At 43.4% G+C, this 26,326-nt stretch carries 24 protein-coding genes; 14 read left to right on the plus strand and 10 right to left on the minus strand.

The features are described from left to right. Positions 1 to 762, plus strand: a 762-nt coding sequence (locus tag RH89_RS27215) for an ATP-dependent nuclease (RefSeq protein WP_004408957.1), incomplete at its 5' end; no start/stop codon positions are given. Here RH89_RS27215 and RH89_RS27220 read toward each other — a convergent pair. Both RH89_RS27220 and RH89_RS27225 read right to left on the minus strand, forming a co-directional pair. Continuing rightward, on the minus strand, positions 759 to 1,229 hold the full coding sequence (locus RH89_RS27220) for a DUF1097 domain-containing protein (protein WP_004408960.1): 471 nt from the start codon (positions 1,227 to 1,229) through the stop codon (positions 759 to 761). The two genes, RH89_RS27215 and RH89_RS27220, sit on opposite strands and share 4 nt — an antisense overlap. 197 nt (positions 1,230 to 1,426) lie before the next feature. Next, positions 1,427 to 2,332 carry a LysR substrate-binding domain-containing protein gene (locus tag RH89_RS27225; protein ID WP_004408961.1) on the minus strand — a complete coding sequence of 302 codons (906 nt, stop codon included), beginning with the start codon at positions 2,330 to 2,332 and terminating at the stop codon, positions 1,427 to 1,429. 471 nt (positions 2,333 to 2,803) lie between these two features. Here RH89_RS27225 and focA point away from each other — a divergent pair, with 471 nt between their 5' ends. Then, positions 2,804 to 4,252, plus strand: coding sequence for a formate transporter FocA (gene focA, locus RH89_RS27230; protein ID WP_004408962.1), 1,449 nt, complete (start codon positions 2,804 to 2,806; stop codon positions 4,250 to 4,252). 66 nt (positions 4,253 to 4,318) lie between these two features. On the opposite strand, the gene RH89_RS27235 is transcribed toward focA, so the two are convergent. The 3 genes from RH89_RS27235 to RH89_RS27245 all read right to left on the minus strand — a co-directional run bounded on the left by RH89_RS27235 (position 4,319) and on the right by RH89_RS27245 (position 5,871). Then, complete coding sequence (locus tag RH89_RS27235) at positions 4,319 to 4,888, minus strand: YceI family protein (protein ID WP_004408965.1); 570 nt, start codon at positions 4,886 to 4,888, stop codon at positions 4,319 to 4,321. After that, positions 4,885 to 5,424: a cytochrome b gene (locus RH89_RS27240; RefSeq protein WP_004408967.1), complete on the minus strand. Its 540-nt coding sequence runs from the start codon at positions 5,422 to 5,424 to the stop codon at positions 4,885 to 4,887. The genes RH89_RS27235 and RH89_RS27240 overlap by 4 nt, the downstream gene beginning before the upstream one ends. A 210-nt stretch (positions 5,425 to 5,634) precedes the next feature. Further along, positions 5,635 to 5,871, minus strand: coding sequence for a DUF2164 domain-containing protein (locus RH89_RS27245; RefSeq protein WP_004408969.1), 237 nt, complete (start codon positions 5,869 to 5,871; stop codon positions 5,635 to 5,637). Between the two features lie 105 nt (positions 5,872 to 5,976). On the opposite strand from RH89_RS27245, the gene msrP reads away from it, so the two are divergent. The 7 genes from msrP (at position 5,977) to RH89_RS27280 (ending at position 12,569) form a co-directional block, all read left to right on the plus strand. Further along, complete coding sequence (gene msrP, locus RH89_RS27250) at positions 5,977 to 6,993, plus strand: protein-methionine-sulfoxide reductase catalytic subunit MsrP (RefSeq protein WP_004408971.1); 1,017 nt, start codon at positions 5,977 to 5,979, stop codon at positions 6,991 to 6,993. Then, positions 6,993 to 7,592, plus strand: a complete 600-nt coding sequence (msrQ, locus tag RH89_RS27255; RefSeq protein WP_004408972.1) for a protein-methionine-sulfoxide reductase heme-binding subunit MsrQ — start codon at positions 6,993 to 6,995, stop codon at positions 7,590 to 7,592. The genes msrP and msrQ overlap by 1 nt, the downstream gene beginning before the upstream one ends. A gap of 38 nt (positions 7,593 to 7,630) precedes the next feature. After that, complete coding sequence (locus RH89_RS27260; RefSeq protein WP_004408974.1) at positions 7,631 to 8,269, plus strand: hypothetical protein; 639 nt, start codon at positions 7,631 to 7,633, stop codon at positions 8,267 to 8,269. Between the two features lie 60 nt (positions 8,270 to 8,329). After that, entirely contained in the window at positions 8,330 to 9,121 is a 792-nt protein-coding gene (locus RH89_RS27265) for a lipase family protein (RefSeq protein ID WP_004408976.1), read from the plus strand. A 458-nt stretch (positions 9,122 to 9,579) separates the two neighbouring features. Then, a complete protein-coding gene (locus RH89_RS27270) occupies positions 9,580 to 10,356 on the plus strand; it encodes an EAL domain-containing protein (RefSeq protein ID WP_004408977.1) in 777 nt (258 codons plus the stop codon). A gap of 86 nt (positions 10,357 to 10,442) precedes the next feature. Continuing rightward, positions 10,443 to 11,378, plus strand: coding sequence for a ribosome biogenesis GTPase YlqF (gene ylqF / locus RH89_RS27275; RefSeq protein WP_004408979.1), 936 nt, complete (start codon positions 10,443 to 10,445; stop codon positions 11,376 to 11,378). Positions 11,379 to 11,777: 399 nt separating this feature from the next. Continuing rightward, positions 11,778 to 12,569, plus strand: coding sequence for an EAL domain-containing protein (locus RH89_RS27280; protein ID WP_004408980.1), 792 nt, complete (start codon positions 11,778 to 11,780; stop codon positions 12,567 to 12,569). A 26-nt stretch (positions 12,570 to 12,595) separates the two neighbouring features. Here RH89_RS27280 and RH89_RS27285 read toward each other — a convergent pair whose 3' ends face one another. Next, positions 12,596 to 13,588 carry a CobW family GTP-binding protein gene (locus RH89_RS27285; protein WP_004408982.1) on the minus strand — a complete coding sequence of 331 codons (993 nt, stop codon included), beginning with the start codon at positions 13,586 to 13,588 and terminating at the stop codon, positions 12,596 to 12,598. Between the two features lie 443 nt (positions 13,589 to 14,031). Between RH89_RS27285 and RH89_RS27290 the strand changes: the two genes are divergently transcribed. Together RH89_RS27290 and cqsA are read left to right on the plus strand one after the other, a co-directional pair. Further along, the gene (locus tag RH89_RS27290; protein WP_080564084.1) at positions 14,032 to 15,003 is read left to right on the plus strand and encodes a TDT family transporter; all 972 of its coding nucleotides are present in this window, start codon (positions 14,032 to 14,034) and stop codon (positions 15,001 to 15,003) included. A gap of 222 nt (positions 15,004 to 15,225) precedes the next feature. Next, entirely contained in the window at positions 15,226 to 16,398 is a 1,173-nt protein-coding gene (cqsA, locus tag RH89_RS27295; RefSeq protein WP_004408985.1) for an alpha-hydroxyketone-type quorum-sensing autoinducer synthase, read from the plus strand. A gap of 173 nt (positions 16,399 to 16,571) precedes the next feature. Here cqsA and RH89_RS27300 read toward each other — a convergent pair whose 3' ends face one another. After that, positions 16,572 to 18,623: an ATP-binding response regulator gene (locus RH89_RS27300; protein WP_004408986.1), complete on the minus strand. Its 2,052-nt coding sequence runs from the start codon at positions 18,621 to 18,623 to the stop codon at positions 16,572 to 16,574. A gap of 492 nt (positions 18,624 to 19,115) precedes the next feature. Continuing rightward, positions 19,116 to 19,886, minus strand: coding sequence for a helix-turn-helix domain-containing protein (locus tag RH89_RS27305; RefSeq protein WP_004408987.1), 771 nt, complete (start codon positions 19,884 to 19,886; stop codon positions 19,116 to 19,118). A gap of 133 nt (positions 19,887 to 20,019) precedes the next feature. Between RH89_RS27305 and RH89_RS27310 the strand changes: the two genes are divergently transcribed. After that, positions 20,020 to 21,267: an MFS transporter gene (locus RH89_RS27310; RefSeq protein ID WP_004408988.1), complete on the plus strand. Its 1,248-nt coding sequence runs from the start codon at positions 20,020 to 20,022 to the stop codon at positions 21,265 to 21,267. Positions 21,268 to 21,352: 85 nt separating this feature from the next. Here RH89_RS27310 and RH89_RS27315 read toward each other — a convergent pair whose 3' ends face one another. Next, entirely contained in the window at positions 21,353 to 22,510 is a 1,158-nt protein-coding gene (locus tag RH89_RS27315; RefSeq protein WP_004408993.1) for an alpha/beta hydrolase, read from the minus strand. A gap of 296 nt (positions 22,511 to 22,806) precedes the next feature. Here RH89_RS27315 and RH89_RS27320 point away from each other — a divergent pair, with 296 nt between their 5' ends. Further along, positions 22,807 to 23,736 carry an alpha/beta hydrolase gene (locus RH89_RS27320; protein ID WP_004408995.1) on the plus strand — a complete coding sequence of 310 codons (930 nt, stop codon included), beginning with the start codon at positions 22,807 to 22,809 and terminating at the stop codon, positions 23,734 to 23,736. A gap of 61 nt (positions 23,737 to 23,797) precedes the next feature. Continuing rightward, positions 23,798 to 24,715, plus strand: a complete 918-nt coding sequence (locus RH89_RS27325) for a helix-turn-helix domain-containing protein (protein ID WP_004409000.1) — start codon at positions 23,798 to 23,800, stop codon at positions 24,713 to 24,715. 65 nt (positions 24,716 to 24,780) lie between these two features. Here the strand turns inward: RH89_RS27325 and RH89_RS27330 are convergent, their stop codons facing one another. Beyond that, positions 24,781 to 25,974, minus strand: a complete 1,194-nt coding sequence (locus tag RH89_RS27330; protein WP_004409006.1) for an acetate/propionate family kinase — start codon at positions 25,972 to 25,974, stop codon at positions 24,781 to 24,783. Positions 25,975 to 26,326: the final 352 nt, after the last annotated feature.

Genomic DNA, 26,326 nt, shown 5'->3' on the forward strand with positions numbered 1-26,326 from the left:
GGACGCCTGCACCCAACGCACTTAATACGTGCCTGGAGTATTTTTCAGCTTCTGCCGATGCAGAAAATCATTACAACAAACAGTGCCGAATTGCTTGGAGCCGTTCCGCTTTCCTCGATTCGTCGCTTGTCCCGACATTCTGACCGCACCGTTGCGCACGCTATTTCGCTAAAAAGACTTTCAGCTGACGAACTTCGAAAGATTGGATTCCACATTCGTTTTCATCGTTCAAGTGCACTCTTTGCGCGTTGCTGGCTACTGGTAGAAGGGGAAACGGAAGTATGGCTATTTAACGAGCTTGCCCGATTACTTGATTACAACTTGGCAGCCGAGGGGGTTCAGATTATTGAGTTTGCTCAGTCTGGGCTTAAATCACTCGTGAAGGTCGCGCAGTCGTTCAATATAGACTGGCATGTGATTACCGACGGTGATGCCGCTGGTAAAAAGTACGCGGCTTCGGTAAGGAGCTTGCTCGATCACGAACAGGAGCGACACCGGTTAACAGAGCTACCCGACAGAGACATAGAGCATTTTCTTTATGCCAACGGGTTTGAACCTTTCTTTAAAGAGTTGGTTAAAATCCCTTTGGATCACCCTATTCCTCCTAAAAAGGTCATCGCCCGGGCACTCAAAAAGTACGCCAAACCAGACCTGGCACTCGCGATTGTGAGTTACTGCGAAGATAACGGCACCGAGCTGGTGCCTATATTGATTCGCTGGACGCTTAAACGTGTCGTTAGCCTTGCTAATGGCAATCGTTAAGAAGTGGGTTGGGCTTCACGCTTAAGGTGAGTGTGAAGCCACTGTCCACTGGCTTTCATGGAATAACCAAACACTCCACCTAAAATCAGTGATGGGATAACGATGCCCCAATCCCCGTTTGCTGCAAACGTTGCGCAGCATCCAATAAAGGTTCCAGGTATATAACCCAGCCAGCTTTTCTTAGCCTGAATACACATGATGAATGCTACAATTGCAGTGACAACGTAACCTAAAATTTCGACACTCAGTAAATCAGAAAACGTGATGATAACCATTGCCCAGAAGACGCCAGAGAGATTGGTTAGAATTGAGGCTCCAAGCCCTTTCAATCCGTCTTGAGGAGAAGCGAAGTAGCTTGTACAACCCAGAAAGCCAGCCCAGCTGATTAAGCCGAGAGTAACCGATAACCAGCCCCAGATACCCGAGAGAATGCCTGTTGTGATAGCAATGGCAAAAAGTACGCTCATTGTAAAACCTGTATTGCAGTCAAAAAGCGATGTTATATAAACCAATCACCGCTTCAAACGACTTACATCACATTTATATATTACTCAGTTGGGGTTATTGCATCATTCTGTTAAGGCAATCGAATACATCAATTCTTTTGATACAAAAAAGAGCAGCAATTCAATGCTGCTCGGTTTTGTTACTTAAACATTCGAAACTACAAAAGCGCTGGTTTGTTTTTCATCATTCTCAAACCTTCGCGCTTGATGCAATCGATAAGTGGGTTATCAACCATGTCTGCTCGCCATATAAACGACAATGTACGCTCCATTTTAAGTTCTGGCACATTCAAAGCGACCAGCTGCCCCGATTCGATAAACCTTTCTACATCTAGGTATGGCAAACAGGTTAAGTAAGAACCATTGGCAACCATGCTCCGCAATACAGGGACGTGCTCATACTCGCGCCATACATCCAGATCGGCAATTAAATTATGAATGTTGCTATCAAAAACTTTGCGCGTACCGGACCCGTGTTCTCGAAGCACCCATTTCGCCTGCTCCAATTGAGCAAGGCTCACCTTTTCTCTTTTAGCAAATGGGTGATGCGCCGCCGCTACTACCGTCAGGTGATCGCGACACCAAACCTCTTGGTTGATTCGATTGTCGTCACAGCGCCCCTCTATGATTCCAAGGTCGAATTTATAGTCAAGCACACCCTCTATTACACTGCGTGTACTTTTCACTTTCAGCGAAATACGCATCTCTGGAAAGTCGTTATCAATAATACTGATAAGGTCGGGAACAAGGTGTTCTGCAGGCGTCTGACTTGCGCACAACCTCACTTCTCCACTCAGCAAATGCTGGTCGAAAAAGCCCAACTCTATCTGCTGCGCGTCTTGTAATAGCTTTTTAGCTTTAGGGCGAAGCCATGTACCCCAATGGGTGAGCATCATCCTTTTACCTTGCCTTTCGAACAAGGGGCGACCGAGCATTTTTTCGAGTTGAGCGAGAGACATGCTAGTGGCGGATTGGGTTAAGGCAAGGTTATCAGCAGCCTGGCTAACACTACCTGTGTCTGCCACCGCATCAAAAACAGCCAACTGTTTGAGTGAGTATCTCATAGGTTTCCTTTGAAGAACTTTGTTTTTCTTATACCCAAACCACCTCAAAATGCTGAGTTCAGAGCTTCATCTTCTTTTTCAGTTCAAGGAGAAGAACGCAGTGGAATGACCAGTCCTTTCCAAGTTCTTAGACGATGAAATGGAAGAGAAGATGAGCTCCCAAGGGCGAGTTTGCTTGGCTTTCATACTTCGGTATCGATTTTTGATTTAGACCCACTAGACCTTCAAATCGATTTCTTGTCTGAAAACCAAGCAATTCTCGCTGAACCAGTATCTTGAGGTGGTTTGGGTATATCTTTTTTTGGCTATTTTACATGCATCCAAACGCTTATCAATAAAACTGATGTGGATCCTGAAAATTATCAATTTTTATCGAGTTACGCTTCGCCCTATTCTGGTGTTGAGCCGTGCAGATAAGTGCACAGATTCATAAAGGAGAACACGTCATGAATACGAGTATAAGGAGCAAATATGTCTGCACCTGACTCTCATTTGAAGTTAATGAATACCCCACCTGAAATGATGGGGGAAGCAGAGAAATACGCAGTCAATAAGACAGCTAAGTCCACAAGTACCACTATTTACCTTGCCATGATGGCGGGCGCATTTATCGGTCTGGCTTTTCTCTTCTATATCACTGTGACAACAGGAAGTGAAAATTCGTCCTGGGGACTCAGTCGCCTGGCTGGCGGCATCGCATTCAGTTTGGGTCTTATTTTAATAGTTATTGGTGGCGGTGAGTTGTTTACCAGTTCTGTTTTGTCCGCGATAGCGCTGGCAAATCGCCAGATTTCAGCCAAAAAGATGCTGGCTACCTGGGGCAAGGTGTACATAGGCAACTTCTTCGGAGCAATGCTTCTTCTGGCGTTAGTTACCGCTGCTGGTTTGTACCAACTTGACCATGGGCAATGGGGACTGAACGCCCTGAACATCGCCCAGCACAAGGTACACCACACTCCGTTACAGGCTTTTGCCCTTGGTGTGCTTTGTAACCTGCTGGTTTGTCTGGCTATCTGGTTGTCTTTCTGCGCCACCAATGCAGCAACGAAAGCCGCCATGTTGATATTGCCTGTCGCCATGTTTGTCAGTAGCGGCTTTGAACACAGCGTTGCGAATATGTTCATGGTCCCGCTTGGAATGAGCATTCAGACTTTTGCTCCAGCGGAATTCTGGACACAGGTTGGAACGTCTCCCGCTCAGTATGCGGATTTGAACTGGGTACAGTTTGTTACCGCAAACCTCATCCCTGTGACGCTTGGCAACATTGTGGGCGGAGCAGTCCTGGTCGGGCTTGCAAACTGGTCTATTTACAGCCGTCCAAAACTCAAAGCCGCCCAGATTCACCCAATTACAACAACACTAACAACGTCTTCGCTTAAGGAAACCACTATGAACACTAACGTCACCATCAAGGAACTCATTACTCTTCCTGCTTTTTCTCTATCAGCAGAAACACCAACTGCACAAGCTATTGATACGTTGATTGAATCAGGGTTACAAGGTGCGGCAGTAACCGATAAAAACGATCGCCTTGTTGGTTTCTTCTCAATCCATGATGTACTGGTTGATCTTTGGTGTCAGGACTACATTCCACCAAAAGGGCAAAAAGTCGTCGACCTGATGAGCCGAGATGTGGTCGCGTTAGATGCTTCAGATTCTCTTCTCAACATTGCTGAGTATGTGTGTATAGACAAAAACCAGCTTTACCCAACAACCGATATGGGCATCGCGACCAGCTTTAGCACCCTATCACTGGAAGAAAGAGCAAAAAGCATGAAAACACATAAGCCGAAGTGCTACCCGGTTCTGGAGGGTGAAAAATACATTGGAATGGTGACAAGAATGGATGTTATCCAGGCACTACGCCCCATCTATGGTGAAAAGAAGGACGCCGAGAAAGCTAATTTAGAAATCGCTTAGCATTGTTAATTAAAAAAGCCCCCATTTCTGGGGGCTTCATTCATACACGAAGGGATGTGATATGAATTACTTACGGATGCCTTCTACATGCAGTTCCATGTCTACGTAGCTTGATGCACCCATGACAGCAATGTTGAAGTCTTTAAGCTCTAGACGAGTTGTTCCAACAAAACCAGCACGGTAACCACCCCACGGGTCTTTACCTTCACCGATGAAATCAGCGTCGATAGTGATTGGGCTTGTTACACCATGAAGAGTAAGATCACCTTCGATAGCTAGTTTGCCATTACCTTTATCAGTTACTTTCGTACTCTTGAAAGTCGCCTGAGAAAACTTACCTGTATTGATGAAGTCAGAGCTACGCAAGTGCTTATCACGCTCTGAGTGGTTTGAATCAAGGCTAGTTGTATCAATAACAACGTTAACTTTAGATGCCGCAACATTGTTTGCATCGTAAGAGAAGTCGCCGCTAAACGTGTTGAAACGACCTTTAATAAAGCTGTAACCAAGGTGCGGAACTTTAAAGTTCACTGATGCGTGTGCACCTTTAGTATCAATGGCGTAATCCGCTGCGCTTGCTCCGAATGGCAGTGCCATTGCCAAAGCTAATCCTGTTGCGAAAATCGATTTTTTCATTTTGAAACTCCTATCATTTTGCGTAGCGTGTCATCTTTATCGATGAAGTGATGTTTAAGTGCAGCAGCAGCGTGAATAACCACCAATCCGATTAAAGCGAAAGCCGCGTAATAATGGATTGCCCCTGCTATGTCTGGTTGATTGGCAAACAACTCGCCCATAGAAGGCACTACAAACCAATCAAATACTTCGATTCCACGACCATCGGCCGTTGAAATTAGATATCCTGATGCAAACAAGGTAAACAGTAACAAGTACATCGCTATATGAGCCAATTTAGCCGCAAGTACTTCAAACGCTTTCCCTTCAATAGAAGGCTGAGCGCTGACATGCTTCCATACCAAACGAAACAAGGTTACAACCGCGAGGATCAAACCGACAGATTTGTGCCAGTATGGGGCTGTCTTGTACCACTCGCTGTAGTAGGTCAGATCAACCATCCAGAGACCCACACCAAACAGCCCTATGACTGACAGTGCAGAGACCCAGTGTATGATCCTTGCAGTAAGCGAATAATTTTTTGGTTTGTTGCTCATTTTGCTACTCGTTATTATTTATGTTTGTCACATGTTAGCTAACCTGTGTCAGCTGCAACAAAGTATTTACCAAAATTTACTTACCAAAAAGTAGTACAAACTGATTGACTCATTCGAAAAATTTGAACGAAATTTGATGAACTATTGCAAATGATGAAGGTCGATACAGAATTTACAGTGTAAAAATTGGATGGGAATCAAACTTAATCTTCATTTTTCAATACCATACAGTTCATCATCAATGTCAACCACTTTTCGTTCAATTACAGCTCTTGCGTCCATTAAAGCCTGGTTATAGATTGCAGGACCTGCCTTTTCTACAAAAAAGTCTAGAAGAAATTCTGCTTCAAACTGACCTACTTCTGTATCCAGTTCATCGATCAGATACCGTTGAAGTTCTTCTACTAATTCATTTTTCTTGTCGCGTTCGATCTTAATATCGGTCATTGCCGTATTCTCCTATGAGTACTAGGGTCTGTTGACCTAATGAAAGTTTTTCTAATACCTTCAGGTCTATAATTGAAAGCATTGTATCAATACCAGGAGCCCACTATGCTAATCCGGATCGCAAAATCTTGGCAGCTGAGAGACAACGATATTACTTCCGAGTCAGTTTATAATGAACGCCGGAATATATTGAAAAAGATGGGTATTCTTGCTGCGACAGCTCCTATAGCAGGAACCGCAAACGCTGGGATTTTCGATGTATTTAAATCAAAAGAGCCGGAACCAACCATTGATCCTCGTAAGCCTCTTAAATCCGTTCCATCTAAGTACACCAATCGCACCCTGACTCTGACCCCAGAAGAAAAAATTCTTACCTATAACAACTTTTACGAGTTTGGCACCGCCAAACATCAGCCAGCAGAAAATGCGAAGGGGTTTAAAACAGACCCATGGCAAGTGGAAATAGGTGGTGAAGTGCATGAACCTTATACCATCGATTTTGCTGATATTCTGAATCAATTCGCGGTAGAGGACAGATACTACCGTTTCCGGTGCGTAGAAGCGTGGTCGATGAACGTACCTTGGTTGGGTTTCCCCATCAGTAAATTGATAGAAAAAGCAAAACCCAAGGGCAACGCCAAGTTTGTAGCGTTTCAAACCCTTTACGATCCTGAAAGAATGCCCGGTCAGAAATCCCGCAGTATTGGCGGAGGCATCGATTACCCATACGTTGAAGGGTTGACCATTCAAGAAGCAATGCACCCGTTAGCGATCATGTCTGTTGGGCTTTACGGGAAAACACTTGCTCCTCAAAACGGCGCTCCGCTAAGGCTTATGGTTCCTTGGAAGTATGGGTTTAAAAGCATCAAATCCATAGTCAAAATTGTCCTGACTGAACATCAACCGCCCACAACCTGGAGTCAGCTTGTGCCGCATGAATACGGATTTTACGCGAACGTTAACCCCAATGTGGATCACCCTAGATGGAGTCAGGCGTCGGAACGCTTTATCGGAGAAGGGAAAATATTCAGTTCAACAAGACAGGATACGCTGATGTTTAACGGCTACGAAGACGAAGTCGCGAACTTGTACACTGGACTTGATCTGAACAGGAACTATTAATGACGCTGAGTAATGCCCACATATTGATCGTCAAAACCCTGATTCATGCTGTTCAATGGTTTTCTCTAGTGTGGCTTTTCATGGCTGCGTTGAATGGTCACCTTGGTGCGGAACCCGTGGACGAACTCATTCATTTTACTGGGAAAGCGGCGTTAAACTCCTTGATTGCAACCATGCTGGTGACTCCTATTGTTCGCTGGCTTAAAGCTGGTCAGCTGATTCGAACACGTAGACTACTTGGCGTATTTACCTTTATGTGGGCTGCCCTCCACTTAATCACTTACATATCCCTTGATCTGGCTTATGAATGGGCGCTAATTTTTGATGAGATTATCAGCAGACCATATCTGATTGTCGGGGCGATTAGCTGGATTATTCTTTTAGTTCTTACAGTTACATCAACGCAACAAGCACAAAGAAAACTCAAAAAACGCTGGCAAGCTTTACATAATTGGGTCTATATCGCAGTCTTGTTGATTCCGATCCATTATCTTTGGTCTGTTAAATCAACAGGAATTGAACCTGTTTTGTATCTAACTTCTTCATTTTTACTACTATTATTTAGAAAAGATAAAGTAAAACGTTGGTTAGTTAAGTAAGGAGAGCGTCAATTCTCCTTACTCTGGGAGAATTTTGCTTGTTAAAAGACCTAGTCATTCAAGGACTGATTGATTTTCAGGAAGACTGCCTGAAACTGTGTGAGAGCCACTACCCTACTGTACATAACCGAGGCATGAGCGAGCATCATCTCGGTCTTGCATTCGCCCGTAGAATGGCGAGTAAGTTCACAGAATACGACCACCCAAATTACTTTGAATCCATAGAAAGCTTGCCAGTACCAGACCAACCTTTCCACTTCAGGGTGTCGTCAGACATTGGTACCGTTTGGGTACACAGCCACCATTTGATCAGTGCAAGTAAAAGCTGCCGTGAAAAACTGATGCGAGATATCCATCAATGGCAGGCAGAATACGGATACGCCATTCAACCGAACGATCTTCTGGTTGTGATCGCTGATCATTGGTTTACTAAAAGTAAGTGGAGCCGAGAAATATTCAGCTGGTGGAACACGGAATTGCCTGAAGATACAGACCGTTATAAACAGCAGGGTGTTATGCTCTGGGAATCGGAACAATCCATTTACAAAGAGCTGGAAAAACGTTTCTCCATTAGCCCCTGTTATATGAACTTTGCTCATCCACTACGAAGACCTAACAACCAAGACCCTATCCTCAAATACATCCATTTATACTCAATTCTCGAATGGCATAGGTAGACGATGTCATAAAGCTTTAATGAAACGCGTTCAAGCTAAAACAAAAACCTTGAAACGGTTGTGAAAAAACTTAAACGCTACCAGTACGAACGCTATGCCGTCCTATGCGAGCTTGCATATCCAAGGACATTCAAACAAACCCGCTACGGATTTGACCCTAACGGACAACGAGTCGTCAATAATCGATTTGGCAAAGTTCTGATGAGGATACTTTGGAGCCGGGAGCGAGATGAAGTCATTATCGTCATTAAAGGCTCTCATAATCTATGGGACTGGCTTCTCAACAGTGTCATGTGGCTAAAGTCTTGTAAAAACTGGGGGCTCAATTACTCCATTCACGCCGGTTTCCACTACCTACTTGAACAGGAAAGTACTCCCGCCCACAAAAAAGATACCCTTGGTCTCTCCGTTATGGAGAGAATTGAAGCCATAGTTAAACCCCTTATAGAAAACGACAAAAAGCGTATAACTATAACCGGACACTCATCTGGTGGTGCGATTGGAAATGTAATTGCGGATTACTTGGAACAGCGCTATCCACACTGTATAAAGCGGGTTGTGACATTTGGGCAACCTGCAGTTGGTAGCTTTAAGTTTCGAAAAAACTACCAACTTTCCAGGAGAACATATCGAATCTGTTGCGACCTGGATATTGTAACATTTATGCCTCCTCTCCCATTTGTTTACTGGCATGTTGGCAAGTTGCTCTGGCTTTACAACGGGAAAATCTATGAAAATACGCCTACAGGGATCCGATTTGTAAGATCTATCGTCAGCTGGTTGATCCGACCTTTCTCATACCATTTAATGAGGAAATACATAAGAAATAAAGATTTCTTCGATGAACGTTAATATTCGAAGATCTAAATAAAGATCCAGTATAGATCTTTCTAACAGATTATTTATTATTCTGGATCTAAATCGTAAATATGATCATTTAATAATATTAGAAAGGTAATGTTACAAATTTAATGCGACCAATATCTAATTATATGTGAGCTTCGTTTAATATTTAATACTTTTAAATATTTATAAATATTGTGATGAATACTGTATTTTCCACAAAAGCTTTAAACAAAACGGGGATATTTTATAATTATATTAGCAAATACTTTATGCATTAAAACTTATGTATAACAGTCAATTAGAAGGTTATCTAATGTGAATAACAGGTATCATTAATTAGGTTATACATACGAAATAAATAGGCTTGACAATATTTAGTTTAGGACCAGAATAGTGAATAGTATTTAGGTAAATCCAAAGTTTAACTGTTTGCTCGCCGTTATATCGTGAGCTTGTATGAAAGTATGATCTTATCCAATTCAGAGAATTTTACGCTGTGTCTTAAACAGGATGAGTCCGGCGAACATTACGCGGAATACGAGGATTTCGTATTAAAAAGCGTATTCCAGCCTATTTTCAATGCAGGTAAAGACATTATTGGATTTGAAGCTTTGGTTCGGATTTCAAACCAACAAGGCGAAACCATAAGACCGGATTTATTTTTCCATACGAACACATTCAGTATTGAAACGCGCATTGATGTTGAAGCTCTCAGCCGCGCCATCCACATATTGAATTTTGCACAGTCAAAACATCGCAAGAAACAACTCTTTCTCAACGCCCTACCCGATCCTGAACACAATATGTTCCATGATCTGAGCAGCGCTTTACTTGTTAGCCACCTAGACGAATTAAAAATTCGTACACGTCAAATAGTGATCGAGTTTGTGGAACTTAAGGTAAACGATAACAGCATGTTATCCAGAGTAACCTCTCTACTCACCCAAAGCGGTTTTGGTATTGCGGTCGACGACTACGGTCAACAAGCTTCAACTAAAGACAGAGTGAAGTTACTTAACCCTTCGATTGTTAAGATTGATAAGAGCCTGATGGATGACTTCATGCGTGGTATCGCCTCACCACTACTGTCAGCCCTAAGCGTTGCGACTGAAGTTGGTGCAAAAACGGTAATTGAAGGTATTGAGTCTAACGAGCAGTTTGAAAACATGGTCTCATTAAACATCGACATGTTTCAGGGTTATCACCTAGCTCACCCTCAGCCGCTCTACTCAGTACGTTAACCAAACACCTGAATCAATACTTCCTTTACTCTCGCGGTTTTGCCTTTACAATGACCGCAAATTCAATATTTCTCTAGGTTCTCACTATGTCTATCCAATGGTTTCCGGGTCACATGCACAAAGCCCGCAAAGAGATCGAAGAAGTCATTCCACAAGTTGACGTGATCATCGAGGTTTTGGATGCCCGAATTCCTTTCAGCTCTGAAAACCCTATGATCTCTGCTTTACGCAAAGACAAACCATGCGTGAAAGTGCTTAACAAACGTGACTTGTCAGACCCTGAAATGACGGAGAAATGGATAGAGCATTTTGAGCAGGAAAAAGGGGTGAAAGCCATGGCGATCACCACCACTAACCCTCAAGAAGTTCATAAGATCATGGAACTTTGCCGTAAGCTAGCGCCACACCGTGAACAGATGGGTAAGAACATTCGCACTATGATCATGGGGATTCCCAACGTAGGAAAATCCACCATCATTAACACCCTTGCAGGCAGAACCATTGCGGTAACAGGTAACCAGCCAGCAGTGACCCGTCGCCAGCAACGCATTAACTTGCAAAACGGTATCGTGCTTTCCGATACGCCGGGAATTTTGTGGCCAAAAGTGGAAAACCCTCACAGTGGATTCCGCCTCGCTGCGACCGGAGCAGTAAAAGATACCGCGATGGAATACGACGAAGTGGCGTTTTACACCGTCGAGTACCTTGCAGAGCAATACCCAAACCTTCTCAGAGAGCGCTACCAGTTAGACGAGTTACCTGAGTCAGACGTAGAGCTGATGGAAGAGATCGGTCGTAAACGTGGAGCACTGCGCTCTGGTGGTCGTGTCGATTTACACAAAGCTTCTGAAATCCTTCTTCATGAATTGCGCAGTGGAACCATTGGTAAAATTACTCTTGAGCGCCCAGAAATGATCACTCAAGAGCTGATTGAAGTAGAGAAAGAAGCAGAACGCAAAGCGGAAGAAAAAGCCAAGAAGAAAGAAGAAAGACGCAAGCGCTACCTCAAAAATAAGCGTTAAGGCGTTATTGGAACAAGCAAAAGGCAGCCACGAGCTGCCTTTTTTCGCACTTTTTATAGGTACGCCACACCATTAAAAACAAACTTAAGTGCCACATTCACCTCAAGTTTACTCCAACAAAACCTCGCAATTTACGCGAATAGTGCCATGCTTAACTAGAGTTACATTCACTAATGCAATCGGATATATGTAATCGATATCAATATTGAGACACCTCAGCGAGATACCGCTCAAACCTCAGTTAAGTATCAGTATCAAGTTGCTATTAATTTGATATAGTACTTAAGCTTATGGGAGAAAACTTTTCGCTGAGCTTTCGCTCCATGATGTAAAGCATGATCTACAAATGCAGGTCGCTTATTGGTTGTTGTTTAACCTTTAGTATTCGCCAGGTTGCCTATGATTTTAAATAGCCGGGAAGACTTTAACGCCCATTGTTTCATCGACAATGACGGCTTGCATTATGCCAAATATGACAACCTGCTTATAACCAGCGTTTACCAACCCATTATGAGTCCAGACCTGAAACCTTTCGCGTTTGAGGCGTTGGCGCGGTTTAAGTCGGAAGAAACTGGGGAAGCAATTCGCCCTGACTCCCTGTTCAATTCCGATCAGGTTTCTATCGCTAAGAAAATCAACATAGATCGCCTTAGCCGTGCCATACATGTACGTAATTTCGCACAGTCCAACGTTACCCACCTCAAACTCTTTCTGAACGTACTACCCGTCTCTGGTGAGTACAATGCCTTCATGGCGATTAAAGCCAGTTTGCTTGAAAAGCGAATCATTGAACTGGGAATGAAAACCGAACAGGTGGTTATGGAGATCGTCGAAAGTGCCGCTTTCGACAACCAATTGCTTGTCGACGCCACCGTTGCGATGCAACAGAGCGGATTTCAGGTAGCGATGGATGACTTTGGCGTGCAGTCTTCAGACTTTAATCGGCTAAAAATGTTGAAGCCTGAAATCGTGAAAATCGACCGCTCTCTTCTTCTGAACTATATGAAGGGCGAGCAGTCCGATTTGCTGGATATTGTTCGGGTTTCCAAGTTCATAGGTTCGAAAACCGTAATCGAAGGCGTGGAAGAGCCGGAACAGTACAACGCGATGAAAGCTCTGGGTCTCGATTTCTACCAAGGGTATCTGTTTGCGAAACCAGAGCCTTTACCTTGCGCCGTCAGGGTAAGATAACCCTATCGACAGGCTCTTTTAACAAGCTATTTGTAATTTTCCATTCCAGCAATTTTTAACAGAACCACTTCCAGTTGATCCCATGGCATTAACTGAGAATCGATCACTTCAATCCGCGTCTCAAATCCTTCCAGGCTCAGTTCGTTATAGGACATAACACCATTTGCATTGTTAACAGCAAAACAACCTTTACTGGTGTTGATTACGCCCTTTACGCGCTCAGCGGTCAGATCGCTTAGCATGCTCATCAGCATATCGAAGTCGAATAGGTGCTCGGCACCAAATATCCATCCACAGCTGTAGTAACCCTGTCCTTTGTTTTCTTTTCTTATAAACGCCTGCCCAGGTTCAAGAATGAACTCTGGTTCGTCTATAGCGTGGTGATGAGAATGTGAATGGGAGTTGGATTGCTTAGGTTCTACTGGCTGAGTTGGTTGCTTATCGGTATCCAGTGCAGACAGGTTAATCTTGCCCAGAGAAGTAACAATGTAGTCAGAAAGCGCTTCTCTTTCTTTAGCCCAAGCTTCAAAGTGCTTGATGACATCTTCACTGCACTCGTCTGCCTTGTTGGCAACTATGATATCTGCGCTGTCTAGCTGGTCGACAAAATTCTGATTGCTCGTGTATTTTTCATCAAGAAGATTTCTAGGATCAACCAACGCAATCGTGGCTTTAAGATCGATATGATCTTTGTATTGGTCAGAAGTCAGCGTAGACACCACCTGCTTTGGATGACCTAACCCAGTGGGTTCAATAATCAGTCGATCCGGCTTTTGTCTAAGTAAAGCAGTAATGCCCACAGACATAGGAACCCCCGCGGTGCAACACATACAGCCACCGGGTACTTCCTTAATCAATGCTCCCTGATCGGTCAGTAAAGCACCATCGATACCCACTTCACCAAATTCATTGACCAGTACGGCCCAGGATTCTCCTTCTGGCTTGTGTTTGAGCAGGTTCAAAATCGCGGTAGTTTTTCCTACACCAAGAAAACCTGTGATGATATTGGTAGGGACCATTGTTTCTCCTTGAGGGGCAATACAAAGCGGTAAGCAAACCCAAGATTATACCCAAATTGTTATATTGTTACACTTATCAAATTACCAACGTTCTGGCGCAACTCCACTTTGGCTCAAACTAAAAAGGCGCATCACTTACGTGATACGCCTCAGACCTCGTTCTCAATCGTGAGTTTGCGAATTAGCTACCAGTCGGGTACTAACAACTTACGAGGATTTCCTAATGTTTTTATGTTTCCTACCAAATTTTATGTAGGACTGAAGTTCTCCTTCATGGAATTGGTCACGCGAGCCCTACTCCTTAAGTATTAACCAAATTCACACTTTTGCAAACGATTTCCTGAAAAAGATTCTGGAAAGATGTTTTTTCGATTATTTCACTTCCCTCAAAAAGCCTGATTGGGTTTAATACGTCAGTCTTACAACATCTTGCAGTATAAGGAATGACTTCATTGGACTGGAAACGCTTTATCTACTTCCACCACGTCCCAACCGCTCAAGCTTCACTCGCACTTGGTTTTATTGGTCTCGGTCAGGCATGGGCTCTCTACCTGCCTTCCTTTGGTGAATTTATCCGCCCTTTCTGCTCTGTTGTTGGCTCTTTGCTTCTTGCCCCGGTTTTGATGAGATACATCAGTGCTCCCCGGATTTTCCTGCAAGATATCAAACACCCGCTCCGGGGAAGCCTAATGGCGCCCATGAGCATGGCTTTACTGGTGCTGTGTGATTACCTGGCCATACTGTTTCCCAAGATAGCTAACCCTCTGTGGTTTGCTGCTTTAACACTGCACATCACCATGATGGTGCTGTTCTTCGCCTTTCAAATCAGCAATTTCAAGTTCACCAACATTGTACCGAGCTGGTTTCTTTATCCGGTAGGCGTTATCAGCTCTACGCTGGCAGGTAGTGCGCTTGGGCATACGGTGTTTTCTCAGAACATGGCAATGGTGTGCATTGCAATCTACTTCGTCATGCTCCCTTTGGTGTTGTATCGACTGGTATTTGCAGGAAAGCTACCCAGAGTTGCACGACCAACACTGGCAATCATGGCAGCCCCGGTTAACCTGTCACTTGCCGCTTATCTGGTGAACTTTCCCAACCCTGACCCCATTCTGGCAGGCGCGCTGTCGGGTATCGCCATTACCATGACGTTGCTGATTTATTTGTGTTACATCAAGCTGATGAAGCTTAAATTCCAACCTTCCATCGCTGCCGTTACCTTTCCTTCCGTAATCAGTGCAATCGCTATGCAAAGATTAACCACCTGGTTTGCCGAAGAACACCCGAATTGGGTCTGGCTACATTGGTTTGGTTTTTTCGAAATCACGATCGCGACAATATTGGTTGTCTGGGTTTCCGCCAATTACCTCAAAATGTACTGGCCTGAGCTACCCTTTAAATTACGCAAATCTTAAAAGGCTTTTCTGAAACTAATGGAATAAGCTCATTAAATTTTTTCAATTTTATTAAGTATCTACCCCCGAAAGGGTATTTTAGAAAATAAATAGATAAATAAAGGATAGCTATTTTTGCCACAAGCACCAAAAACATAAATATTGCATAATGACGACTGAGTTTCTCCGGATATTAATAAAAGGGTCAGCTGACCTCACAAATATCCACATAAGAGAAATATCATGAGTAACTTAACAGCTAAACCGCTGCCGAATTTTATTGAGAATAAACTTGAGAACTACCTCGAGAAGAACATTTACTCACGAAATAACGGCAAACACATCGTCCAGGGCTTGCTGCCAAACGATGATTCGATAGTACTTCGTAGTAACGACTACTTGGCAATCTGTAATCACGATTATATTAAGGAGAGACAAATCAGTGCGCTTACCCATGCTAAGCGCGAGCCGATCATGTCGGCGGTATTTCAGGACCAAACCATCGAAGAAGGTTCTTTCGAGCAGAAATTTGCTGATTTTCTAGGTTTTGACCACTGCATTATCACTCAGTCAGGCTGGGCAGCAAACGTAGGGCTTCTTCAGACCATTGCCGATGAAAACACTCACATTTACATCGACTTTTTCGCTCATATGTCCTTGTGGCATGGTGCACAAAACGCGAACAGTAAGATCCACCCCTTCCTACACAATCGTCCTAAGAACTTACTGAAGCAGATAAAGAAATACGGGCCCGGTATTGTGGTTATAGACTCGGTATACAGTACTCACGGAACGGTCGCACCGTTGAAAGAATTTGTCGAAGTCGCAAATGAGCAAGGCTGCGCGATCATTGTCGACGAATCTCATTCTATTGGTACACACGGACCACATGGAGCCGGTTTGCTGGCTGAGCTAGGGTTAACGGATAAAGTTGATTTTGTTACCACCAGCCTGGCAAAAACGTTTTCTTATCGAGCTGGCGCTATTTTGTGCCATCACAAAGTGCACGAATGTCTGCCCTTTATCTCACTTCCTGCCATCTTCAGTTCGGGCATCATTCCTTACGAAATGGAGGCACTCAAAGCAACGCTGGAATTGATTAAGGGAAGCGACGAAAGACGCGAGGATTTATTCAATAAATCTCATAGACTGATTGCTGGTTTGAAGTCTTTAGATATTAGTACAGACAGCGACTCTCAGATTGTTGCTATAGAAACGGGAACAGAGGAAAACACAGAAAAGGTCAGAGACTTTTTCGAACTTAATGGCATTTTCGGTGCGGTTTTTTGTAGCCCGGCAACGCCAAAAAATAAGAGTGTTATTCGCCTGTCTGTAAATAGCGATGTCAGTGATTCTGAGTTAGACAAAGTGCTTACTGTGTGTAGCTTGGCGAAAGAAAAAGGACTCTTACAATAGACAGATTTTTAAATAACGAAATCCAAAAATAAGCGATTTGAATTTTAAAATTCAGGCAGTTTAAAAGAATTTAAATTGCAAAATATAGTAATCAGAGTGATATGCAAAAATATTTATATTGAAGTTTAAATATAATTAACACACGCATTCACTCTGATTTATTTTCAGGCTCACTACACCCAGGTCGACACCTTCTGGATCAGAACATCTTTGGACGCCGGCTTCAGAATGTAGTCGTTCATACCGCTTTCAGAGATGGACTTCAGGGTTTTTTCACATTTCTCACCAGTAAAGCAGATGATTGGAATGTCTTTCCCTTTGTACTGGTATTTTTTGTCTCTGATCGCAAGCGTTGTTTCAATGCCGTCCATTTCTGGCATTTCTAAGTCCATCAGAATCAAATGAACTTCGTTAGAGTTAAGCAGTTGCAGTGCCTCTCTGCCATTTTCAGCTTGCAGTACTTTATACCCCTGTCTTTCTAGCAACGTCGAGGAATAAAGCCTTAGGGACGCATTGTCGTCCACAATTAGCAATGTCGTGTTGCCCTTGTAATTGGATGATCTTGTGACCTCACCACTCTTCGAGACTTTTTCGAAAAACAGTTTATCCAGCTTCACAGCCAGCCCTTTCACAAAGGCATTCACTTCTAACGTTTCGTAAGACAAAATGCGATTAAGGGTCAGGTAATTTAAGATATTGCCTTCGTACAGGTAGACAATCTTTCCTTCAAAGCTACACAGCTTCTTCTCTAAAGAAATGAAGCGCTTTTGGTCTTCCCTGTAACTGGCCAGATCCACCAAAATCACGTCTTGTATCAACTTAGTATCCGTGATTTCCAGCGTTGCGGGTTCACTGTGAGTCAGCTCGTATCCCGTGAAGAACGCATGTGACTGGAGCGCATTCAATGTTTCACCAACACTACCGACATACAGAAGTGACTTCTCTTTGATGACACCGTCTTTCAGGTTAAACACACGTTCTGAATCGTACTTGGGAAAACGCAGCTCAAATTGCGTACCTTGGTTCACTTCACTTTCACATTGAATCGTACCGTTGAACGCTTTCATTACCTTACGGCAGAAAGGCAAACCTAGTCCAAAGCCACCTTTCTTCCCAGAGGTGTAAAAGTCGCTAAATATCTGATCGATGTTTTCGCTGTCGATTCCCGGACCGTTGTCCCCGACAAAAATGGAGTTGTACTCATCACCGATATGAAGCTGAATGTCTATTCGAAACCCTACTCGGTGCTTGTAGTAGAGTGCATTTTTCAGCAAGTTGAAAATAACGTAGCGAAGCAGGACGTCGCTACCGAAAAAGTCTTCCGACTTATCATAAGTCAGGCGAATCAAGCTTCGGTCGGATGCATTACTAAAATGAAAACCATCGATAGAGCTCTCCAGAGTTTCACCAAGCGAATGGCGACGGAAAGTTGAAGTAGACAAGCGATGCTCATCAATTGAAGTCAGCAGCAGATTGATTGTTTCATTGCCTCGGTCAATCACGTCCAGAGAATCATCAAGAATCCCGTTAATCTCATCAAGGCTCTTCGCATCTAAAGGGTAAAAATCCGAAAGCTGCTGCGCATTTCTTTCAGGGAGGAGGTGTTTCACTACTTCAATGGAACTGTAAACCGCACTGAGCGGATTACGCATTTCATGGGCAATCCCTGCACCAAACGATTTTGCCAGAGACACTCTAGATTCGTTTTCAGTGAAATTTCGGTAGTAGAAAAGAGTGCCAAATGCATAAGTGAAAAAGAACACTGGCATCAGCGTCCATTCAAAATACGTGACCTGGTCACCTCCGATAAAGATCGCAAGATAGGCTGCGGCGTAGCCACCCACGCTTTGGAGGAAAACTATTCGAGTATCGTAAATCAGTAATATCTGGAGGAATATGCCAGACATCAGAGACATGCTCCAAACCATTGACCAGTCATTTTTAAGGAGCATGTACATAAAAAAGAAAGGAATACATACACCTAGTGAAATAACGTAATAAATATGGAGATAACGTTTTAAATATATGGGGAGCTTATTTCTCAGTAAAATCGGGACTAACAACAAGCCGCAAATAACACGAAAGCCTAGGTTTTCATAACTGTCTGGAACAAGCCAAGTCCAGACAAAATAGTAAGCGGGAAAACCAATAATTCCCATTAAAGCGACAATTGTTAAGTTAGGCTCAGCATATTCATAAATCTTTTTTGCACGTTCAAACTGCATCAGTTTCCCTAGCCTACGCATATTTTTCTAATTGATTTTTGACCGTTAAGTTATAGCACAGAACAGACCTCGTTTCATTGAAACTGGATGATTTATGATCTATGCCATAGATTTGTTACAAATTCAGTAACTCACTGTTCAAGCTAAAGAAAATCTACTGTTCAAAAATGAAAAAGCAAAAGATCAAACCACAGATCTTCGGATTTTCTCAGCAATGTAACCGTTATCACGTTTCATGAATTCAAAGCTTAGAGCCTAAGAAAAACTGATTTATTGATATTTTTATAAAACTACAGAATAAAGCTCACATTTTGTTTAGATACTTATGAAGGAAACTCAAGATTTTCAAATAAAAAACACGCCATATGTGCTTTGTTGATTAATAAATTACGTTGACTCTTCAAATTTGAATCTGGTGTAAATTGTTATGTGTCTTATTTAATATTTAAGAAAAATGTTTTAGCGCAATAACCGATAAAACACCTCTGTAATTTAGGGTATAGAGGTAATATTTGGAATTTCGGGCAACTCTTCATGGTATTTCCCTTTAGCTGCCATAAAACCAAAGGTATAAGGTGTCACTTTCAGCCCTTCTCTGGCACTCAGTTCCTGACTTTCTCTTAGCTTGTTGAACATCCAGTCTTCTAACTTTTGATTGATCTCCTGAAACTCTTCGTTAGTGAGTTCTGCGCATAAGGAGATAAGAAACCCATCTTCTTCATCAGCTTTTAAGGCAAGAACCCTCTTTTGCAGGTTAGAGAGCCTTTGACCAGTAAAAAAGCTAGAAAAGCGCGACCCTTTCTCGAAAGCCGCATGTGCAGGCAGAGTCATTTTACAAGCGTTGTTAAGCCCAAGTTCGACCAGCTCAAGCTGCTCTAGTTTCCTTAAATAAAGGTGTATCGACGCATCAGTAAGTTGATATTTCTGACCAATATCTTCCACTGATAAGTTTGCTGCCAGTTCACTCCAGAAAGTAAACAATGGAGGATACTGTACAAACGCTTCATCCTGATCTTGAGAAAACAAAGGAATCTGGTGGATGTTTTCCTCTGCTTCTTTGAAAAGGTTAGAAAGAGAACGCCCCACTACCTGGCTTATTGCAACAAGCCTCTGCATAGAGAGCGGTTGTCCGTCATTCAGCAGGCGTTTCACACTGACCTCTGAAATATCTAATTCGGCAGCTAACTGCGCATAGGATACGTTAGACTTTTTTAAGTCTCGCTTCAGAATCGTGCAGATTTCTTTTGTTAGCCTGTCATTCATAATAATTTCTCAAGTCTCGTATCTTCTCACGCCCCCAAAAGTATCATATTTGCACCCAAGCCAAACAAACTTTGATACTTAAGGTCACTTTATGATTCTTTAGTGGTTTTTGAAGAACATATAACACCCTCTTATGGACAAAAAGCAACTAACAACGAGATTCGGCATACAACAAGCCTTACATTGGTTTGTCACAGGCATCACAATCCCAATTCTTACCTTGATGTTTCAGGTGAAAGGGTTGGATCTTTTCGATATTGGCATAGTAATGGCGATATGGATTGGGACTACAGCCTGCCTAGAGGTACCACTTGGCGGCGTGGCAGATGCTTACGGCAGAAAACGTACTTACTTTGCATCTCTTGTTGTAAGCGTTGTCGGAGTTTCGCTGTTGCTCATCGCCGATAACATCTGGCTTATTTCTCTGGCGGCATTTTTTCTGGGCAGTGGTCGCGCCATCTACTCGGGCACATTAGACGCGTGGTTTTACGACGCTTATCAGAGCGCTCAAGGCAAAGATCAATATCATGGTCATCTGGCTCAGGTTCAGGTGTTTGTGACGCTCGGCTTAGCCGCTGGTTCTTTGACCGGAGGTTATTTACCCCAAATCAGTAACTTGTTTATAGCTTCTTCCAATAACCCTTTTTCAGTCAACTTGGTGGTCGTCATCGCCCTGACCATTTTGCTGTTTGGAATCACTGCAATGCTGCTCAACATGGGAAGCAATAACCAACCAAAAGAAGAGCTCGAATCCGCGGCTAATGTTTTAACTTTAAGCCTCAAAACGCTAAAGCACTGCTTTCAGACACCGGTTATTTTTCGGGTTATTCAGGGGACAGTTGTATTGGGTATGGCACTGAGTGTCGTCGAGAATCATTGGCAGCCATTCCTTCGCATCGTAATGGATTCTGAAAACACGACATACATTCTATTTGGGGTTATCTCAGCACTTTATTTTCTGATGGAAGCGCTCGCATCTCTAGCATCAGTACGAGTCGCAAAGTGGCTGCGTGGCTCTCATCTCTCAGTATTATTTTACAGTCGAATGGCAGCAGGCATTGCCCTAGTCTTCCTTGCTCAGTCGCAAAACACCTTGATGTTTGCACTTGGCTACCTTGGGTTCTTTTTCTTATTTACATTGGGGTGTAATTCAGAAAACATTCTTCTGAACGAAAACACCGAGAGTTCTATGCGCTCTAGCATGCTTTCTGTCAGCTCTCTGGCAGTAACACTGGGCGGCATGGCAACGTCGCTAGGGTTTGGCTTGCTCTCGCACCGCTATGGCATTCAAGTAAGCTTCATATGTTGCGGAATACTGCTCATCGTCACATCGTTTGTTTACGTGCTAAAACTCAACCACCAGCCTCAAACGGTAACCTAAACTTACGACAAAGCGAGCATACTGCTCGCTTTCTTAACCCTACACAATGGCATTACGTTAGCTTATGTAATTCTCAGCTCCTGATTTACAGACTGCTGGTAATTCTGTATACGCTTTGTGCCAATTCCTCGTAATACGGGTTCCAGGTTAACCTAGCGTGTACCTTGCCTTTTTCTTCATATCCCCAGGCAGATAACCAGACATCTCCTCCCTGTTCGCAGTACTCTGTCGCGTCTTCATCCAAACTGTTCATGCACATCCTGTGTTCACCGTTTCGACCGTAATAAGGGTTTTCCGGGGCAAACAAAGGGCTCATATGAGAAGCGGTACTGATCTGGAACGAATCGAGCTTCATGGTCAATGAAGTAACCGATCCTGCTTCTTCAGAAGCCTCACCGTACCAAAGCAGCTGATTATCCGGGTGTGTGAAATTTTCCTTATAAAGTGCCTTAACCGCGTCAGGGTCAATAATGCTATCAGCTTCGCTAACCGCGATGAACGTTGGGATGGTCACTTTATTGTTTGAAAGCAAATCCCTCACCTTATTTGCACTGGAAGTGTAGGCAATAGCACCATTGATAGGGGCTGAACTATAACGAGCCAGATTATCTTCTTCAGTATTGAAACCATCAAAAAACAGAGACGCTAGCGGCGCAAGCTTCTCTATGAAAGGAGTGCGAGACTGAAACCCAGGAGAAAACAAAATCAGCCCGTCAATGTCCCCTTGCTCAAGGCTATGAATTGTCACCAGGTTTCCACCGGTCGAAAAGCCGCCTAACCAGACTTCGTCATACTCTGTTTTCAACATGTTCGCGTAATGGTCAACCAGCAATTGCCAGTCTGAGTAGTTTGGCAGCATCAAATCTGCTGGTTTGCTGCCGTGCCCAGGAAGTAACACAGTCTGAACATAGAACCCTTGTTCCTGAAGCGTTTTGCCAATGTCAGAAAAACTGTATGGCGAATCCCCCAAGCCATGAACCAGAAGAATGGCTCTTTCCGTTTCTTGTTCTGGTCTCAACTCAAACGGCATGTTCATGGCGAGTTCTTTCTCGCGATCGGAGCTTATGAATTCTCGATTCTTGACCAGAAACTCTTCGGTTGTTTGTAAGTAATCTGTAAAAGTTGGCTGAATGTAGTTGTAGTACTGCGAAGACTGGTTAAGTGATATTTGACTGCTTGAAGAACAGCCTGCAATCGCAAGAACAAGCGCGAAAATTACGGTCAGTTTGGTCAGAGTATGCATGGTTCTCAATGGTTCGTTCTATCTTGGTTAAGTGCATTTCATAGTAGACCGGGTTTTCTATGCAGTCAGTGCACAAAACCGCGCATCTTGTATACGAAAATACAATATCAACACATTTTTGAACCTAAGAAATTGGCAGTTGTTCTTTATTTATGTGCATTCCTTAATGGACACAGAACCGAGCGTTTTAGTTCAATCGGGATTTTGTATACACATTGCGGAGTTTTGTGCACTGACTAAAAATTCCTCACAAGTACGATAGTCACATCAACACAACAAGACAGAGAGATAACGTGATGAAAGTACAGAAAGTAGAATTCAAAAGCTTAGGATTAACACTTGCCGGCAATTTATATCTTCCAGAGGAATTCGCCCCTAATCAGCAATATAAAACTATTGTAGTTACACCACCTGCCCACCAGATAAAAGAACAGACCGCAGCCGTGTATGGTCCGATTTTCGCGAAACTCGGCTTCGTCTACCTTGCTTTTGATTACAACAGCAAAGGCGAATCTGAAAGCTATAAAGAAGGTTTTCGAAATGATGAAAATAGCTTCCGTAAGCATGAAGACCTGCGTAATGCCATTTCCTACCTGTGTTCCCTACCCTATGTAGACCAAAACAAGTTGTATGGCGTTGGGATTTGCGGCGGCGGCAACATTATGAGCAGCGTTCTGATTACAGATTTGCGCGTAAAAGCCTTCGCTTCAATCAGTGCAATGCTGGCAACCGACAACGTGTTCTACAGCGACAAAGCGGCTTATCAAGGTATGATCACAGCGGCAAACCAAGCACGACAACGCATGTTTGAATCCGAACAGTCTGAAACTTTCGACTTATTTGGATACGAAGATCCTGACTATCTTGAAAAGAACCCAAACCTTCCAGGTGCACAGTTAGAAGGCTATGAGTTTTATGGGACAAAACGTGCTGGTTCCGAAACTTATCCAAGGTTTTCTAACTACGTACTGAGCAACATCTATGAGTCCGCTCCCATTAACATTGGTGAGCAATACGCAGACCGCATGGTTCAACCATTCCTGGGTGTGGTGGGTGAAAAGGCTGATACCGCAATATCAACGGAGCTGTTTTATGAAAAAGTCACCTCAGAGAAAGCGCTTTTTAAGGTGCTAGGCGCAAGTCATGTAGACTTGTATGACGTAGAGGAATACGTAAACGTCGCTGCTGAGAAAATTGCCCAATTTTTTGATGGTCAGGCACAGTAAATCAACGCGACTACGATTACAGTGGTAGGTAAAACCTACCACTGACAACACAGGTTTTAGCATGAAAAAATACCACTTCGCGAGTATTACAGAACAAAACGAATTAATGAGGATTCGACCGCCCGAGCACCCTTTGCTGGACGTCATCAAAATTAATTCGAAGAAAGAAGACAATCCGTTGAGCTGCGAAGACGGCTTCACGATTTCAGCCAACTTCTATTCAATCTCGCTGAAACACATCACTTCGGGTGAACTGCTTTACGGACGAACAAAGTATGATTGCTCCAATGGCACCATGCTTTTCATTGCTCCTGAACAGCAGTTATCAGGAGTGGGCATAAAAGTGGATTCTGTCGCCAGAACCATTTGCTTTCACGAAGACTACATCCGAGGTCATAAACTGCAGGAGGAAATTAAGAAGTATCACTTCTTTAACTATTCAGTGAACGAAGCCCTTCACCTTTCCCCAAAAGAAGAAAAGCAAATGGCGGTGATCTTCGACGCCATCGAAGCGGAATATCACAATAATCTCGATGCGTTTACTAAAGAACTGATTCTGTCGCAGTTGAGCACTCTTCTTATGTATTCAAATCGCTATTATTATCGCCAGTTTTTGATGCGAAAAGAGCTGGATACCTCCGTTTACGATAGGTTTTCAAAACTACTTGAAGCCCGAATCCAGTCAGTGGTCGATGAATCATCAAGCATTCCAGAGGTGGAGGAACTGGCGCAAAGTATGAATATGACGAGCCGTTACTTAAGTGATGCGCTAAAAGCTGAAACGGGGAACACCACGAAAGACTGGATTCACAAAGCACTGATTGAACGATCGAAAGACCTTCTGCTATCCACTAAGGATTCCGTAGCAACAATCGCCTATTCTCTGGGTTTTGAGTATCCACAGTATTTTTCGAGGCTGTTTAAGAACAAGGTGGGTATGACGCCGTCTGAATATCGCACGGAAAACATCACACATTAGTGCGGTCAAGATCAAAAAAAGCGAGCTGTCTGAGCTCGCCTTTTTCATATCAATTTCAAGTCAATTTACAGCAGTTCAACCGACTGCTGAGCAATCACAAATTCTTCGTTAGTTGGAATCACCATTGCCACCGCATCAAGTGTATCCGATTTACCAATGATGCCTGACTCGCCAAAGCGTGCCGCTTCATTACCGTTCTCGTCTTCGACAAAACCAAGAAGCTTCAGGTTTTTCAAGATTTCACGGCGAATAGGCAGAGAGTTTTCACCAATACCGCCCGTGAAGATGATGGCATCCAGATCATTAAGTGGAATCAGGTAAGAACCAATGTACTTGGCAACGCGATAGGTGAACACTTCAAATGCCAGTTTCGCACCTTCATGCCCTTCTTCCATGGCGTCTAAAATGCCTCGTGCATCAGAAGTAAGCCCAGACACTCCCAAGAAGCCAGATTTCTTATTCAGAGTCTCGAATACTTTTTCCTGGCTCCAGCCTTTCTTCATCAGAAATTCAATGATGCCTGGGTCCAGGTCGCCAGAACGAGTTCCCATCATTAACCCAGCAAGAGGTGTAAAGCCCATAGAGGTGTCCACCGATTCCCCATTGCTGATTGCACAGACAGATGCACCGTTTCCTAGGTGAACCGAGATAAAGCTGGATTCGTTTACTGGCTTGTTTAGCATTTTTGCTGCTTCACGGCTCACGTAGTAGTGGCTGGTTCCGTGGAAACCGTATCGACGAATACCATATTCTTTGTACAACTCGTTAGAGATTGCGCCTGTGAAGGCTTTCTGAGGCATGGTTTGGTGGAATGCGGTGTCGAATACAGCGAATTGAGGCAACGCCGGAAAGGCATTCATTGCTGCACGAATACCGGTTGCGCCTGCTGGGTTATGCAGCGGGGCCAGATCAGCCAGAGCTTCAATTTCTTCCAGAACATCCTGATTAATTCGCACAGTTTGTGTAAAGCGCTCACCACCATGAACAATTCGGTGCCCAACAGCAACGATCTTGTCACTCAGTTGATACTCTTCAATCAAGGCTACAATGCGGTTGATGGCATGCTGATGGTGCTGTTCAGGAGCTGTGATGGCTTCTTCTGTTTTATTCCCTTGATATTTCCAACTGATTTCGGCTTCTGGCAACCCGAAACACTCCCCTAAACCACTTACGATTGCTTCTCCGGTTTCGGAATTGATCACAGCAAACTTAAGGGATGAACTGCCTGAATTGATAACCAGAACAAAGGAATTAGACATAAGGTACGTATCCTGTTTTTAGCTAAATATCTGAAGCATTATGCTTTCATCGAGACTTAAGCCATTATTCAATAATTTTTTAATCTTTCAACTTTCTTTTAGTCTCTTCCACATCTGATTTGAGGATTTGTTGATCTAGCGCAGAAATAAATTTAGTTAGAGTCACAAATTAAATATCACTATATGAATCACAACTAATATAAACAAAAAGCAACGCAACTCCTTGTTGACCATTTTATGAAATATGTTGGAACAGGTTGTCTATACTTGATCTGTAAACATTGCCTGAGACCAGAACAATTGCGCCTGCAGCCCAATTGAGTCATGCCTTCAGGCTGCTGTAATTAAGGGA

Source organism: Vibrio nigripulchritudo ATCC 27043, assembly GCF_000222685.1.
Lineage (GTDB): Bacteria > Pseudomonadota > Gammaproteobacteria > Enterobacterales > Vibrionaceae > Vibrio > Vibrio nigripulchritudo.

Coding starts and splice junctions, on each gene's coding strand:
- RH89_RS27220 (WP_004408960.1), bottom strand. CDS start 1,229: ATGAGCGTACTTTTTGCCATTGCTATCACAACAGGCATTCTCTCGGGT.
- RH89_RS27225 (WP_004408961.1), bottom strand. CDS start 2,332: ATGAGATACTCACTCAAACAGTTGGCTGTTTTTGATGCGGTGGCAGAC.
- focA (WP_004408962.1), top strand. CDS start 2,804: ATGTCTGCACCTGACTCTCATTTGAAGTTAATGAATACCCCACCTGAA.
- RH89_RS27235 (WP_004408965.1), bottom strand. CDS start 4,888: ATGAAAAAATCGATTTTCGCAACAGGATTAGCTTTGGCAATGGCACTG.
- RH89_RS27240 (WP_004408967.1), bottom strand. CDS start 5,424: ATGAGCAACAAACCAAAAAATTATTCGCTTACTGCAAGGATCATACAC.
- RH89_RS27245 (WP_004408969.1), bottom strand. CDS start 5,871: ATGACCGATATTAAGATCGAACGCGACAAGAAAAATGAATTAGTAGAA.
- msrP (WP_004408971.1), top strand. CDS start 5,977: ATGCTAATCCGGATCGCAAAATCTTGGCAGCTGAGAGACAACGATATT.
- msrQ (WP_004408972.1), top strand. CDS start 6,993: ATGACGCTGAGTAATGCCCACATATTGATCGTCAAAACCCTGATTCAT.
- RH89_RS27270 (WP_004408977.1), top strand. CDS start 9,580: ATGATCTTATCCAATTCAGAGAATTTTACGCTGTGTCTTAAACAGGAT.
- ylqF (WP_004408979.1), top strand. CDS start 10,443: ATGTCTATCCAATGGTTTCCGGGTCACATGCACAAAGCCCGCAAAGAG.
- RH89_RS27280 (WP_004408980.1), top strand. CDS start 11,778: ATGATTTTAAATAGCCGGGAAGACTTTAACGCCCATTGTTTCATCGAC.
- RH89_RS27285 (WP_004408982.1), bottom strand. CDS start 13,588: ATGGTCCCTACCAATATCATCACAGGTTTTCTTGGTGTAGGAAAAACT.
- RH89_RS27290 (WP_080564084.1), top strand. CDS start 14,032: ATGACTTCATTGGACTGGAAACGCTTTATCTACTTCCACCACGTCCCA.
- cqsA (WP_004408985.1), top strand. CDS start 15,226: ATGAGTAACTTAACAGCTAAACCGCTGCCGAATTTTATTGAGAATAAA.
- RH89_RS27300 (WP_004408986.1), bottom strand. CDS start 18,623: ATGCAGTTTGAACGTGCAAAAAAGATTTATGAATATGCTGAGCCTAAC.
- RH89_RS27305 (WP_004408987.1), bottom strand. CDS start 19,886: ATGAATGACAGGCTAACAAAAGAAATCTGCACGATTCTGAAGCGAGAC.
- RH89_RS27310 (WP_004408988.1), top strand. CDS start 20,020: ATGGACAAAAAGCAACTAACAACGAGATTCGGCATACAACAAGCCTTA.
- RH89_RS27315 (WP_004408993.1), bottom strand. CDS start 22,510: ATGCATACTCTGACCAAACTGACCGTAATTTTCGCGCTTGTTCTTGCG.
- RH89_RS27320 (WP_004408995.1), top strand. CDS start 22,807: ATGAAAGTACAGAAAGTAGAATTCAAAAGCTTAGGATTAACACTTGCC.
- RH89_RS27325 (WP_004409000.1), top strand. CDS start 23,798: ATGAAAAAATACCACTTCGCGAGTATTACAGAACAAAACGAATTAATG.
- RH89_RS27330 (WP_004409006.1), bottom strand. CDS start 25,974: ATGTCTAATTCCTTTGTTCTGGTTATCAATTCAGGCAGTTCATCCCTT.